The sequence below is a fragment of the Arthrobacter sp. CAU 1506 genome (genome assembly GCF_005047635.1).
Lineage (GTDB): Bacteria > Actinomycetota > Actinomycetes > Actinomycetales > Micrococcaceae > Crystallibacter.
The window spans coordinates 321,527-335,528 of record NZ_SUKC01000002.1 but is presented as its reverse complement, the minus strand read 5'-3'; the positions used below and the strand labels follow the sequence as shown (position 1 = coordinate 335,528).

12 protein-coding genes are annotated in these 14,002 nt (G+C 67.7%); 7 read left to right on the top strand and 5 right to left on the bottom strand.

Features of this window, described 5'->3' with window-relative positions:
* Nucleotides 1-52: 52 nt before the first annotated feature.
* Nucleotides 53-2,821, top strand: a complete 2,769-nt coding sequence (locus tag E4J89_RS04210; RefSeq protein WP_136784837.1) for a cation-transporting P-type ATPase — start codon at nt 53-55, stop codon at nt 2,819-2,821.
* Nucleotides 2,822-2,942: 121 nt separating this feature from the next.
* Here the strand turns inward: E4J89_RS04210 and E4J89_RS04205 are convergent, their stop codons facing one another.
* Nucleotides 2,943-4,217 (bottom strand): cation:proton antiporter, encoded by a 1,275-nt coding sequence (locus E4J89_RS04205; protein ID WP_136784836.1) that lies wholly within the window; start codon nt 4,215-4,217, stop codon nt 2,943-2,945.
* Nucleotides 4,218-4,443: 226 nt separating this feature from the next.
* A complete protein-coding gene (locus tag E4J89_RS04200; RefSeq protein ID WP_136784835.1) occupies nt 4,444-4,905 on the bottom strand; it encodes a DUF3817 domain-containing protein in 462 nt (153 codons plus the stop codon).
* 135 nt (nt 4,906-5,040) lie between these two features.
* On the opposite strand from E4J89_RS04200, the gene E4J89_RS04195 reads away from it, so the two are divergent.
* Both E4J89_RS04195 and E4J89_RS04190 read left to right on the top strand, forming a co-directional pair.
* Nucleotides 5,041-5,673 (top strand): TetR/AcrR family transcriptional regulator, encoded by a 633-nt coding sequence (locus tag E4J89_RS04195; RefSeq protein ID WP_169303917.1) that lies wholly within the window; start codon nt 5,041-5,043, stop codon nt 5,671-5,673.
* Between the two features lie 4 nt (nt 5,674-5,677).
* Nucleotides 5,678-8,278: an MMPL family transporter gene (locus tag E4J89_RS04190; RefSeq protein WP_136784833.1), complete on the top strand. Its 2,601-nt coding sequence runs from the start codon at nt 5,678-5,680 to the stop codon at nt 8,276-8,278.
* Between the two features lie 41 nt (nt 8,279-8,319).
* Here the strand turns inward: E4J89_RS04190 and E4J89_RS04185 are convergent, their stop codons facing one another.
* The 3 genes from E4J89_RS04185 to E4J89_RS04175 all read right to left on the bottom strand — a co-directional run bounded on the left by E4J89_RS04185 (nt 8,320) and on the right by E4J89_RS04175 (nt 10,505).
* Entirely contained in the window at nt 8,320-8,631 is a 312-nt protein-coding gene (locus tag E4J89_RS04185) for an MmcQ/YjbR family DNA-binding protein (RefSeq protein ID WP_136784832.1), read from the bottom strand.
* 5 nt (nt 8,632-8,636) lie between these two features.
* Nucleotides 8,637-9,026, bottom strand: a complete 390-nt coding sequence (locus E4J89_RS04180; RefSeq protein WP_136784831.1) for a hypothetical protein — start codon at nt 9,024-9,026, stop codon at nt 8,637-8,639.
* A 141-nt stretch (nt 9,027-9,167) separates the two neighbouring features.
* Nucleotides 9,168-10,505: a 6-phospho-beta-glucosidase gene (locus tag E4J89_RS04175; protein ID WP_136784830.1), complete on the bottom strand. Its 1,338-nt coding sequence runs from the start codon at nt 10,503-10,505 to the stop codon at nt 9,168-9,170.
* A gap of 214 nt (nt 10,506-10,719) precedes the next feature.
* On the opposite strand from E4J89_RS04175, the gene alr reads away from it, so the two are divergent.
* The 4 genes from alr to tsaB all read left to right on the top strand — a co-directional run bounded on the left by alr (nt 10,720) and on the right by tsaB (nt 13,978).
* Nucleotides 10,720-12,033 (top strand): alanine racemase, encoded by a 1,314-nt coding sequence (alr, locus tag E4J89_RS04170; RefSeq protein WP_136784829.1) that lies wholly within the window; start codon nt 10,720-10,722, stop codon nt 12,031-12,033.
* Nucleotides 12,034-12,043: 10 nt separating this feature from the next.
* The gene (gene tsaE, locus E4J89_RS04165; protein ID WP_136784828.1) at nt 12,044-12,670 is read left to right on the top strand and encodes a tRNA (adenosine(37)-N6)-threonylcarbamoyltransferase complex ATPase subunit type 1 TsaE; all 627 of its coding nucleotides are present in this window, start codon (nt 12,044-12,046) and stop codon (nt 12,668-12,670) included.
* Nucleotides 12,671-12,809: 139 nt separating this feature from the next.
* Complete coding sequence (locus tag E4J89_RS04160; protein WP_136784827.1) at nt 12,810-13,229, top strand: VOC family protein; 420 nt, start codon at nt 12,810-12,812, stop codon at nt 13,227-13,229.
* Nucleotides 13,230-13,309: 80 nt separating this feature from the next.
* Nucleotides 13,310-13,978, top strand: a complete 669-nt coding sequence (gene tsaB / locus E4J89_RS04155; protein WP_136784826.1) for a tRNA (adenosine(37)-N6)-threonylcarbamoyltransferase complex dimerization subunit type 1 TsaB — start codon at nt 13,310-13,312, stop codon at nt 13,976-13,978.
* Nucleotides 13,979-14,002 lie beyond the last annotated feature (24 nt).

Below are 14,002 nucleotides of genomic sequence, written 5' to 3'. Positions count from 1 at the left end.
GGTTCCCCGAAAGGACGCGACCACAGGCCGCACAAGAGCAAGGACGATTGCTATGTCTCTTCCGGAAACAACCGAAACTTCTGCAGCTGATCAGTGGCACGTGCAGGCGCCCGAGGCCGTGGTGGCCAAGCTCGGCACGAACGAGCAGGCAGGTCTTGACAGCGCCGAGGCCGACCAGCGGCGGGCCCGGTACGGGCCCAACTCGATAGCCGCCGAGCGGCCGCCCTCACGCTGGGCAATCGCGCTGCGGCTGCTGCGGGATCCGATGAACCTGATGCTCGTCGGGGTTGTCATCGTGAGCCTGATCATTGACCAGGTTGCGGTCGCTATCATCGTGGCCTTGCTGGTGATCCTTAATCTGGTGCTGGGAACCCAGCAGGAGCTGAAGGCTCGTGCCAGCGTCGATGCCCTGGCCAAGATGCAGATTCCGCAGGCACGCGTCGTACGGAACGGTTCCCTGGCCCAGTTGGACGCCACGGACCTCGTACCGGGGGACATCGTCAACCTCGAGGCCGGCGACCTTGTGCCCGCGGATGGCCGGCTGCTCCGATCCGCCACGCTGGAAACCCAGGAGGCCGCGCTGACCGGCGAGAGCGCGCCGATCGCGAAGGACCCCAAAACGCTCGAGGCGGCCGATGTGTCACTGGGCGACCGCACCAACATGGCTTTTCAGAACACCGCCGTCACGCGGGGAACAGCGACGATGGTGGTGACTGCCACCGGTATGCAGACCGAGATGGGGAAGATCGCTTCGATGCTTTCGTCCGTGGACCCGGGAAAGTCCCCGCTGCAGCGAGAGCTTGACGGACTCACCAAAGTGATCGGCATCATCGCCTGGTCCGCAGTCGCGATCATCATCATCATCGGGGTGATCCGCGGGCAGGCCGTCGGGACGGTCCTGCTGGTGGGCATGTCGATGGCGATCGCGGCCATTCCGACCGGCATGCCGACGTTCGTGCAGGCGATGCTGGCCTACGGGGCCAAGCAGTTGGCCGAGCACAAGGCAGTGGTCAAGAACCTCAGCGACGTCGAGACGCTTGGTGCCACGAGCGCGATCAACTCGGACAAGACCGGCACCCTGACCATGAACCAGATGATGGTGCGGCAATTGTATGTCCGGGGCACATGGTACAGCGTGCAGGGCGAGGGCTACGCCAAGACCGGGGTCATCCGCCAGACGGCCGGCGAGCCGGTGCCGGACTTCACCCGGCTGGCGTACGGGCTGTGCCTGGACAGTGATGCCACGGTTTCCGACTCTGGCGAGGTGATCGGTGACCCCACGGAGGCCGCGCTGGTGGTGCTGGCCGCCAAGATGGGCGTCGATGCGGAACATACGCGCCGGGCCTACCCCCGTATCGCGGAGGTTCCCTTCGACTCGGCTTACAAGTTCATGGCGACATTCCACAACCTGCCGCTTGACGGCGAGCCGCACTTCGTCGAAATGGTCAAGGGCGGCCCGGATGTGGTCCTGGCACGGTGCAGCATGGCCCTGCTGCCCGAGGGGGAGGTTGCCATCGGCGACGTCCAAGAGGACATCACGAAAGCCAACGCGTCCCTGTCGGAGAAAGGCCTGCGGGTCCTGGCCTTCGCCGTGAGGCGGCTGGACGGCCGGGAAGCCGAGGTGGCCCAGGATCCGATGAAGTTCGTTGACGAGCTCACCTTCGTGGGCATGGTTGGCATCATCGACCCGCTGCGCTCGGAGGCGGCCGCCGCCGTGCGTACAGCGCACGAGGCGGGCATCGAAGTTCGGATGATCACCGGCGACCATGCGGTCACTGCCGCCGCAATCGGGGCCGAACTCAAGCTCGGTGCCGGGGCGATCAGTGGCGCGGAAATCCAGGCGATGTCCGATGCGGACCTGCAGCGGGCCCTGCCTGGACTCCACGTCTTCGGGCGGGTGACGCCCCAGGACAAACTGAGGCTGGCCAGGCTCATGCAGCAGGGCGGCGCCGTCGTCGCCATGACCGGCGACGCCGTGAACGACGCCGCTGCGCTCAAGCAAGCGGATGTTGGCGTGGCCATGGGCTCGGGGAGCGAGGTGACCAAGCAAGCCGGAAACCTGATCCTCACGGATGACAACTTCGGCACCTTGGTGACCGCGATCCGGCTGGGCCGCAGCATCTACGACAAGATTGTGTCATTCGTCCGGTACCAGATGTCCGCGCTGTTCGCGCTGGTGCTGCTGTTCCTGGTCGCCAGTGTCTTCAACATCAACGACGGCGTTGCCCTGTCTCCGACGATGGTGCTGTTCATCAACTTCTTCATCACCATATTTCCGGTGATGGTCATCATGACCGATCCTCCGGCACCGGATTTGATGTCCAGACCGCCGCGGGACACCACGCAACCGATCACCAACGGCAGTGCAGTCACCCAGTGGCTGGTTTACGGCGTAGTCGGATTCGCAGTGACGTTCGCGGCCCTGCTCCTGGCTCCGGGTCCGATGAGCGCCACCGAACCCAACGTGCCGTTGACAATGGCGTTCGTAGTGCTCGCGCTGAGTTCCGTCTTCGGCAGCCTGGCCAAGCGGCGCGATCCGGAGTCGGGTCTGGTGGCACCGATTATCAATGCGCTCAAGATCCTTTCGATCCCGGTGCTCTTCACCGTGGCAGCCGTGGAGATCGGCTTCCTTCAGGACCTGCTGCTGACAACTTCACTGAGCGGGGGCCAGTGGCTGGCCTGCATCGGCCTGGCGCTGATCGTCCCCATCGTCGTCGAACTGGACAAGGCAATCCGCCGCGGTCAGGCACACCACAGAAGCACGGTCGAGCCTGCCCGCGCCGACGGCGGCGAGCTCGTAGTCCCGGCGACGATCACGTGAAGATATGGGCGGCGACGCAACCGATGCGGGTGCGTTCCACGGTGGAGCCTGGTGACCCTGCGGACCGATGGACCAGGGAAGGTTCGTACGACGACGGAGTGCCGATGAGGAACGCACCGAGCTAAGCCGGACCGATGCCGTGTTGGCGTCGCCGACGAGGCATGACCACCGGTACGGTCTCCTCCGCTGCCGGATGCTCGGCCGGGCGGCTCTCATACCAGCGGCGGTACGCGGCGGATAGCGGGACCGAGGTCAGGCCGTGCACGACGACGCTGAGCGCTACCGTGACAACCACGGTGGTGAGGACGACTTCAGCGTCGGGGATGCCGCGCTCCAACGCGAGCAGTGCAAACACCAGCGAAGCCAGGCCCCGCGGACCGAACCAGCCGATGAAGGCCACCGTCGGGCGCTTGACTCTGCGGCCGGCGAGGGCAATCGCCACGGGAATCATCCGCACCACGGTCAGGCTCAGTGCGGCATAGAGAAACACTTGCCAGGTAATGTGCGGGATCGCCAAGGTGAAGGCCAGCGCCCCGAATCCGATCCACGTAATGGAGGCGAGAAGGGCTCCTGACTCTTCTGTGAACAGGTTGACGAGCGAGCTACGGGCGCCCGAGACACTCCCGAAGGCGATACCACCGGCGAAGGCGGCGAAGAAGCCGCTGCCGCCGAGCAGCACGGCGATGGTGTAGGCCAGCAGTGCCACTGCCAACGGCGCGATCTGCCGCCAGTCGGGGCTGATCCATTCGCGCCGATCGGCGATGCCGTACAGCAAGCCGCCCAGTATGCCCGCGCTCAGGCCGGCCGTGAGACCCCAGCCGATCTGTGCGGCCATGTTGCTGGCGACCGCCCATGTAACCCCCGTCTCGAGTTCGGCGTTCGCGATCTCAAGCGCGACGAGGAAGAAGGGCACCGCGAGGCCGTCGTTAAAGCCGCTTTCCACGTCGAGCGCCTGCCGCACGCGGGCGGGAACGGCTGGATCGGAGACCACCTTCTGCCCGAGAGCTGCGTCGGTGGGGGCCAGGATCGTCGCCAGCAGCACCGTTGACGCCAGCGGAATTCCGGGGAAGACGAGCGCCCCCACCCCTGCACCGGCCAGCATCGTGAGGGGTAACCCGATCAACAGGAGGCGGACGGGCCAGCCCAGTTCGCGACGGAGCGAGCGAACGTCGAGCCGGGTGGCGTCGCTGAACAGGAGCAGGACGAGCGCGATCTCGGCAACCAAACCAAATTCAGAGGACTCCAGTGAGGCTCCGAGCAGGCCCAGGGCCGACGTGCCGACGACAAAGCCAGCGACGGTGAAGAACAGGGCCGACGTGACCCCGCGCCGGTCAAGCGGCCCGGAGAACGCGCTCCAGAGAAGAATGATCGTCAGTACCGTCGTCGCCGCTACCATGCGGGTCCTGCTCTCGATCGTGAGCGTTGCTACCCGCCACCGGGGCGGATCCCAAAAATGCCGGCCTCCTTGGCCCTCCCGGAGTGGTTCTCACGGCCTGCTGAACGGTGGCCGGGGAACCGCCGCGCCAGCCCATCAGGACCCGCCCGCTCAGGGCTTGAGCAGATGCTACCGGCTGCGGGGGCTTGGTTCCAGATTCCGGCCTAACCCAATGTTCGTCTGGCGGCTACGCGAACCAGGTGTCCGGCGGGCCCATGTAGAGCAGGAAGCTGAAGACGGCGGCGACGGCGACGAGGACAACGGCGATAGCTGCCACCGGGCGCGCCAGCACGACGGCCTGGATCCGCTCAAGGAAGCCACGCGGTTGTTCCCCGCCGGCGCCGAGCCGCCAGGCGTTGCCGAGGAGGCCGTGGCGGTCCATGGACTTTTCCACCGGAATGGTCGCGTACGGGATGGCTGCGGAGACCACCGCCAGGACGCCGCGGCCGGCAGTCCACTTCTGGTTGACCCAGGTGAAGCAGGTGCTGACCACATAGCAGAGGAAGACGAAGCCGTGCAGGCCACCGGCGATGCTGACCGCCACGCGGGCCTCCGGCGCCAAGGCGCGTAACAGCAAGGCGATCAGCAGCAGTGTCCAGGTGACGGCTTCGGCCAAAGCGACGGTGCGGAACAGGGTGCGCGGCGACATGCAGGTCCTCGGATGGCTGGGGTTCGGGGAGCAGACCCGGAGCAGGGTCCCTTCAAATTTAGCTCAGTTTCCGGAGCCATCCGTGCACGGTGGGCAATTTTGCATGGTGTGCAAGTTTGGTTCTATGCTGAACCGGTGAGTACGGAAAGCGCGGTGCAGCCGGAAGGCCGCCGCGAGAAAAACAAGGTGGCAACCCGGGCCGCCATCACCGCGGCCGCTTTGCGGTTGGCCCGCGAGCAGGGCCCGGGCGGTTTCACCGTGGACCAAGTGGCGGCAGAAGCCGGCGTCTCGCGGCGGACCTTTTTCAACTACTTCCCCTCCATCGAGGCGGCCGTTACGTTGCCGGTGGAGGAGTTCTTGGAAGAGTCCTTCGCCCGGCTGGATGAACGGCCGGGGGACGAGCCGATCATGGACGCGGTGCTGGCCACTTTCGGCGGCGACATCAGCCAGGACCGGCTGGCGCTGCTCTGCGAGATCTACCAAATGGGTGCAGACGACGCGCAACTGGAACGCATGCAGCTTCAAATCTGGAGCCAGGCGAAACAGTCGCTGGAAGACGGGCTGCGCCCCCGTTTGCCGGAGAACTCGGGTGAACTGATGGTCACCGCGCTCGCCGGCTCGCTGATCGCGTGTGCCCAGGCCGCCATGCGGATGGCAGCCAACCAAACCCCCGACGGCGAGGCACCTCCGCCGTCGGCCTTCCGGCAGCAACTGCTCGAGAGTCTTGACCTGCTGCGTAGCGGCTTCAACACCAACCACAAGGACTAATCGCATGGCTTCACTGCTCTATCGACTCGGCAAGCTGGCCGCCCGCAAGCGCTGGTGGTTTGTCTCTGCGTGGCTGGTGGTCATGGTGGCCGTCGGCGCATCCGTCGCAGCCTTCATGGGCACACTGTCCAACAGCTTCACCATTCCCGGCACCCCCGCCCAGGCAGTCGCGGACGAGCTGCAGGAGAAACTGCCGGACGCCTCCGGCGGTCTCGGCACCATTGTCTTCACGACGACGGACGGCACGGCGTTCACTGCCAAGCAGGAGAAGGCCATTGCCCGGATCTCCGCCGACCTGACGGACCTGGGCGCCGTCAAACGAGCCACGGACCCGGTGGACCTGCAAACGTCGTTGGACGATGCTCCCCAGATGATTGCCGACGGCGAAGAGGAGCTGGAAGCGGCGGCGCAGCAGCTTGACGACGGCCGGGCCGAACTGGACGCGGGCAAGGCGCAGCTGGAGCCGGGGCTGCAGCAAGTGCAGGCCGCCGAGGCGCAGATCGAGCAGCTTGAAGCCGCCGGACAAACCGCAATGGCCGAGCAGGCCCGGGCCCAGCTGGAGCCGCAGCGGGCCCAGCTGGAAGCGGCGCAGGAGCAATTGGACCAGGCCGAGCAGCGGCTGGAAGACGGCCAGGCAGAGTATGAGTCAGGGGTCGCTGATCTGGAAGCGGCCAAGCTGCAGCAGCAGTCCTCGGAAGGGCTGCGGTTCGTCTCTGAGGACGGTTCGGCCGCCTTCGTGCAGGTCCAGTTCGAACAGGACATGATGTCGGTCTCCAAGGAGGACCGCGAACAGGTCCAGCAAGTCACTGAAGCCGGCCTGGTGCCCGGGCTGCAGGCGGAGTACAGCAAGGACATCGTCGAGGACATCTCCAGCTTGTTCGGTGCGGCCGAGGTCATCGGCATCGCGGTGGCCGCCGCCGTGCTGGTGCTGATGCTCGGCACGCTCCTCGCCGCCGGGCTGCCGTTGTTGATGGCACTGGTCGGCGTCGGCGTCGGTGTGGGCGGCACCATGGCCCTGAGCAGTGTTGTCGACATGAGCTCGGTTTCCCCGGTGCTGGCGCTGATGCTGGGGCTGGCCGTGGGCATCGATTATTCGCTGTTCATCGTCAACCGCCACCGCACCCAGTTGCTGTCCGGCGTTCCGCTGATCGAGTCCATCGGCCGTGCCACCGGAACCTCCGGCAACGCGGTGCTCTTTGCCGGGCTCACGGTGATTATTGCGCTCGCCGCACTGGCGGTGCCGGGGATCCCGTTCCTCACCGTGCTGGGACTGGCCGGAGCCGCGACGGTGGCCGTCGCCGTCGTGGTTGCTTTGACGCTGACCCCGGCGCTGCTGGCCATCATGGGCCGGCGGATTCTGTCCAAGCGGGCGTGGGCCAAGGCCGGACTGGCCGGCCCGGTGGCCGCCGGCGCGGAGAGCTCAACACCGGGCCACGAATTCCACAACGATCCGAAGCGCAGCTGGGGCAAGTCGGTGACCAAGCACCCGTGGCTGGCGCTGATCGCCGGCGTGGCAGTGCTGGGCGTGATGGCAGTGCCGGCCGCCGAGCTGCGGCTGGGCCTGCCGGACGGCAGCTCCGAACCGGCGGACTCGACGGCCTACCGGTCCTACAACCAGCTGGGCGAAAATTTTGGCGAGGGCATCAACGGTCCGCTGATTGTGGTGGCCGACCTGCCGGCCGGTCTGGAGGGGGCCGAGACGGACGAGACCCTGCTGCAGCTCTCGCAGGAACTGCGGGCCATGGACCACGTGGCAGCCGCCGTTCCGACCGGAACCAGCGACGACGGCCGCACCGCCGTCCTGCAGGTCATCCCGGAGGAAGGCCCGGCCGCCGAGAGCACCGAGGATCTGGTCCACAACCTGAGGGCGGAGACTGCCGCGCTCGAGGAGAGCACCGGCGTCGGGATTTCCGTCACCGGCCAGCCGCCGATGCAAATCGATGTTTCGGACAAGCTTGCGGACGCCATGCCGGTGTACCTGGCCATTGTCATCGGGCTCTCGCTGATCCTGCTGCTGCTGGTCTTCCGCTCCATCCTGGTGCCGCTGCTGGCCACCGCCGGTTTCCTGCTCTCGCTGGGTGCCAGCTTCGGCGCCGTCGTGGCGATCTACCAGTGGGGCTGGCTGGGCAACCTGTTCGACGTGCATGACCCGGGGCCGATCCTGAGCTTCCTGCCGATGATCATGATCGGCGTGCTCTTCGGGCTGGCGATGGACTACCAGATGTTCCTGGTCTCCGGCATGCGCGAATCCTATGCGCACGGCGAAGACGCCCGGGCCGCCGTGGTCAGCGGCTTCAACCACGGCGCCAAGGTGGTCACGGCCGCGGCGATCATCATGGTCTCCGTTTTCGCCGGATTCATCTTCTCCCACCTGACCATGGTCCGGCCGATCGGCTTTGCCCTGGCCCTGGGTGTGCTGCTGGATGCCTTCGTGGTGCGCATGACGCTGATTCCGGCGGCCATGCACCTGTTCGGCAAGGCTGCCTGGTGGATGCCCCGGTGGCTGGACAAGATCCTGCCCGACGTGGACGTGGAAGGCGCCAAGCTGGTTCAGCAGGTGGCCAAGCCCGAGCAGGCCGCGGCCGAGGCGGCCGGAGTACGCTAGGCACCGCCGGCGCGAATCCTGCCGGAGGCCGGCACCGTCCCTCAGGGAAGGTGCCGGCCTCCGGCGATCCTGAACGATTCGTCGAGCAGCTCTTCAAGTTCGGCCGGTGACACGTTGGCCAAGTGCAGGAGCACCAATTGCGGCGACCGCTCATGGTGCGGCGTCCAGAAAAACACCTCCGGCGCCGTGCCGGCCAGCGCCTCGCGTTCCTCGGTTTTGACGGTCAGCACGCCCGGCTCCCAGATGCGGGCCATCAGCGTTTTCGCGAACCACGCCGGCTGGCCCCAGCTGGGCCGTTCAGTGACCCCGGGCAGGGCCAGGCAGAGCCGGCGGGCATCGTCCTCGGTGGGCATGTCCCTTACCTTCCGTCGTCCGGGGCGTCGCCGTCGTTCCGGCCGTCGCGATGGTTCCGGTTGTCGCCGTCGTCGCGATGGGTCCGGACGTCGCCGTGAGCTGGTCCCTCGGCCTCCGCGGCCTCACCGTGGGCTGGGCCCTCGGCCTCCGCGGCCTCGCCCGGTGTGGGTTTGTCGCCGGGCGCCGGTGCCGGGGCAGGTGCCTGCTGCTGCCGCTCCTGTTCCATCCGCGCTTCATAGCGGCCCGGGGCGAAGATCTCTTCCATGGCGCCGAACGCCCCGGACAGGCCAGCAGACCCGGGAAAGCCCCGCCAGGGACGGGACGCCATGGACACGGTGGCGGCGATGATCAACGCCACCAGCGCCACGGCGATCAGGCCCCCGACAAAGTCCATGAGGTGATTATCACCCGGGAAGCCGCCGGGCGGGAGGGCTCCCTCAGACGGCATCCCGGTGGTGCGGCAGCCGCGTTTCCCGCTGCAGGATCACCGCCGTCATCGCGGCCGCCAGGGCCGGGAGGTAGAACCATCCGACGCTCAGTTCCAGCGGTATCCGTGGGCCTGTTCATAGGCCTCGAGCAGCCGGTGGGCCACGTGGCCGGAGGTGATCAGCGGGTGGATCATGAAGGCCCGCAATGCGGCGGCGCGGTCGCCCTGTCCGCCGCGGACCACCTCCTGCTCGACTGCCTTGACCTGGGTCATCAACCCGGCTTGATGCAGGGTCAGCGGTTTCACCGGCAGGGGACGGGCACCGTTCGAATCGACGACCGACGGCACTTCGATGACGGCGTCGTCCGGCAGTTGCGGGATGGTCCCGGCATTGCGGACGTTGAGGATCTGCTCGCTGCGCTCGCCGGTGAGCAGGGCACGCATCGTGTCCAGGGCGACGTGTTCGTAACCGCCGGCGGCACGGTCCTCCTCATCGCGGGAAACGCCGATCTCCCGTGCCTCGGACAGATAGCTCTCCTCGCGGCGCCGCAGCGCGTCCTCCCACTCCGCATACGGAGTCCCGGAGGCCTGCAGCCTGGCGTACAACTCCTGCTGCAGTTCGTGGATCGACTCGCCGCGGGTCTGCGTGGCGCCGGCCAGCGCCATCGTTGCTTCGCGGCGGAAGTAGTAATAGAACAGGTAGGCATTCGGGATCACCCCGAGGACCTGCAGTTCCCTGGTCCCGAAAATCCGGCCCTCTTCAAACGACTGCAGCCTGCCGGGGTCAGCGATCAGCCCGGGAAGCAGGTCCCCGCCGTCATGCTCCAGCCCGCGCAGCCAGCCCAAATGGTTCAGGCCCACGTAGTCCACGCCCGCCAACGAGCCGCGGCGCAGCGGGGCGCCCGCGGCTTTGGCGGAGCGCCGGACCAGCCCGAGGGGCGTGTCGCAGATGCCGATCACCCGGTGGCCGAGCACTGGCAGCACGGCTTCGGTGACCAGCCCGGCGGGATTGGTGAAGTTGATCAGCCACGCGTCGGGGCTCAGTTCGCGCAGCCGCCGGGCAATCTCCAGGGCGGCGGGAACTGCCCGCAGGCCGCAGGCAATGCCGGCTGCTCCGGTGGTTTCCTGGCCCAGCAGGTTGACCCGGCTGGCGATGCGTTCGTCCTGCGTCCTGGCCTGCGTTCCGCCGGGACGGATGGCGGAGAAGACGACGTCGGCCCCGGCCAGCGCGTCGTCGAGCGTGCGGGCGGATTCAATCCGGGGCGGCCGGACGCCGCGAGGCAGCGGAGCATCGGCCAGCACCCGGGCGATCGTCTGCTGCCGGCCGGCGTCCACATCGTGGAGCACCAGCCGGTCCACCAAGCCCGCCGCTGGCCCCTCGGCCAGCGCGCGATAGACCAGCGGCACGCGGAACCCGCCGCCGCCCAGAATGGCAAGTGTTGCCACTGCTTCCCCCGAACATTGACTTTGGATAACAATCGGCGGACCCGAACCCGGGACGCGCCCCTAGCTTGTATTGTGCCAGCTAGGGCCAACCCTGCATCCTCGCCGCTTGACCGCGCGCCCCGGCCGCAGAATCATGCCGGCTGGCCCCATGCGGTGCCACCGCTCCGCGTAACCCTTCAGCTGGAAAGCAAGCTTCGGATGGGAGAATGGATCCGTGAGCTCTACATCGTCACCGCTGCCCTATGACCGCCAAGCCGTGATCAACCTGGATGCGATCCGCGCCAACGTGCGGCATCTGCGCGAAATCGCAGCGCCCGCCCGCGTGATGGCCGTGGTCAAGGCGGACGCCTACGGCCACGGAGCAATACCGGTGGCCCGCGCCGCGCTGGAGGCCGGTGCCGGCTGGCTGGGCGTGGCGCACTTTACCGAGGGCCTGGCGCTGCGCGAAGCGGGCATCGACGCCCCCATCCTGGCTTGGCTGCACACCCCGGATACCGACTTCGCCGCCGGCATTGAAGCGGGAATCGACGTTGGTATTTCCGGCTGGGAGCTGGAGCCGGTGGTCGCGGCCGCCCGGCAGCTGGAACGACCGGCGCGGGTGCACCTGAAAATCGACACCGGTCTGGGCCGCAACGGCTGTCCGCCGGCGCTCTGGGAGGACCTGGTTAACCGGGCCGTGGAGTACCAGGAACTCGGGCTGCTGCGGGTGGTCGGTGTGTTCTCCCACCTGGCCGTCGCCGACGAACCACACCGGCCGGAAACGGACGACCAGGTGGACCGCTTCCGCGAGGCGGTGGCGGTGGCGGAAAACGCCGGGCTGGATCTGGAAGTCCGGCATCTGGCCAACACGCCCGGCACGCTCAGCCGTCCGGATGCCCACTTCGACATGGTCCGCGTCGGCCTGGGGATCTACGGGCTGTCGCCCTTTGAGACGCAGACCCCCGAGGAACTGGGGCTGGTGCCGGCCATGACACTGCGCGGGCGGGTGGCCAATTGCAAGCAGGTGCCCGCCGGCCAGGGAGTCTCCTACGGACTGAACTACCTGACCACCGAGCCCACCACACTGGTGCTGGTGCCGCTGGGATACGCCGACGGGATCCCGCGCAGCGTCACCGGGGTCCAAGTGGCCATCGGCGGCAAGCGCTACGACCTGGTGGGCCGGGTGGCCATGGACCAGTTCGTGGTGGATTTGAGGACCAACGACGCCGGCGACCTCCTTGGTGAGGAAGTCATCCTGTTCGGCCCGGGGCCGGGTGTTCCCGACGCCCAGGACTGGGCGGTCGGCGCCGGCACCATCAACTACGAGATTGTCACCCGGGTGAGCCCTCGCGTGCCGCGCTACTACACCGGCACCGCCGATGAACAGGACGACGGCGGGGAAGCGGCTCCTGTGGCGGTAGCCGAAGAACTCACCGCGTCCGCGGCAGAACAGGCCGCTGCAGCCGCCCAGGTCCGCGCTGCTGCTTTGGCCTCGCCGGACGAGCGGAACACGGACAGCGCCGGGGACGCCGGCGCGGTGCTGGCTTGAGGAGGCTGGCATGAGGGGTGCTGGCCTGACGGGCGGGGCGGGCCAGCCCGGAGCAGCGGATGTGGCCCGGGAACAACCGGCCACACCGGTATGGGAGCGCGAGTTCCACGTGGGCTCGGCGGAGGAGACGCAGGCGCTCGCCGCCCGGCTGGGCAGGATCCTGCGGGCCGGCGACCTAGTGGTGCTCAGCGGGGAACTGGGCGCGGGGAAAACCACCTTCACCCAGGGCCTGGGCGAGGGACTCGGCGTCCGCCCAGGCATCATCTCGCCCACCTTCGTGCTGGTGCGCAGCCATCCGAGCATGAACGGCGGCCCGGACCTGGTCCACGTGGACGCCTACCGGCTGGAGTCCGACGGCGAGATCGATGACATCGATCTGGAGAACACGTTGGATGAGGCCGTGACCGTCGTGGAGTGGGGCCGCGGCCGCGTGGAGCACCTCTCGGACAGTTGGCTGGACATTTCACTGGTGCGGCCCAGCGGTGCGGACGTAGTGAACCGGCCGGCGGAAGGCGCCGCGGGCACTTCGGCGAGCACCGGCGTCGTCCTGGATTTTGAAGATCCCGACGACGGCGAGCCTCGGCTGATCCGGATGGCGGCGTACGGTCCGCGCTGGGCCGCGTACATCTTCGCCTGACGCCTGAAGGCCTGCATCGGAGGGCTTTCTCCGGCGCGATTTGCCGCGGCCGGAGGCGCTGCGGACGCCCCGGTCTTCACTGCCTCGGGGCGCAGGTCCATAATCGTTGGCGACAGCAGACCGGCGAGGAGGCCAACCCATGGACACTGCGCTGACCCCGTACCTGGGATTCCGCGACCAGGCCAAAGAAGCGATGACCTTTTATCAGTCGGTGTTCGGCGGCGAATTGACGCTGAACACCTTCGGCGACTTCCACGCCAGCGATGATCCGGCCGAGACCGACAAGATCATGCACTCGCAGCTGGCCACCGAGCGCGGCCTGGTGCTGATGGCAGCGGACACGCCGAACAGCATGGACTTCACCCCCGGTTCCAGCCATTCGCTCTCGCTCAGCGGCGACAACGAGGCAGAACTGCGCGGCTACTGGGACAAGCTGATCGACGGCGCCAACATCACTGAACCGCTGCAACAGGCCCCGTGGGGGGACACCTTCGGCATGTGCACCGACAAGTTCGGCGTGCACTGGATGGTGAATATCGCCGGGCAGCCGCCGGCCTGAGCGGTCCGGCAGCCCGCGGCCCCACGAGGCGGCGGGAGCCGATGCGAGGGGCCGTGGAATCCCTCAAGTAAAATTGATGCGTGCTGATCCTCTCGCTTGACACCTCCGCTATCGCCAGCGCCGCGCTGCTGACCGGACAAGGAGAGACGCTGGCCGCCTTCGCCACCGAGGACACCCGCAGCCACGCGGAAGTACTCGCCCCGGGAATCGGCAAGATCATGACGACGGCGGACGTCACCGGCGCGGACATCGACGCCGTGGTGGTGGGCGTGGGGCCGGGGCCGTTCACGGGATTGCGCTCCGGCATTGCCACGGCACGGTCGCTGGCCTTCGCCTGGGGCAAGCCGCTGCACGGTGTGATGAGCCTGGACGCCATTGCCGTGGACGCCGCGCTTGATGCCTGGCGGGCCGGCGTGGACGAGTTCGTGGTGGCCACCGATGCCCGGCGCAAGGAAGTGTACTGGGCGCGCTACCGCAGTACCGGCGGCAGGCATGAACTGCTGGACGGCCCGCACGTCAGTGCGCCGTCCGCGGTCCCGGACCTGCCGGCTTACGGCATGGGCGCCGGGCTGTACCCGGAGCAGCTGCGCGGCGTCACCGAGTACAGCGGCACACAGCCGACGGCCGAAGCGCTGGGCCGCACCGCCGTCGCCAAGCTGGAAAAGGGGTTGGACCTGCTGGACACGTCGCCGCTGTACCTGCGCGAATCGGACGCAAAGGTCCCCGGACCGCGGAAGCGTGCACTGTGACCGCCGGCGCGCCGCCCGCGGGCC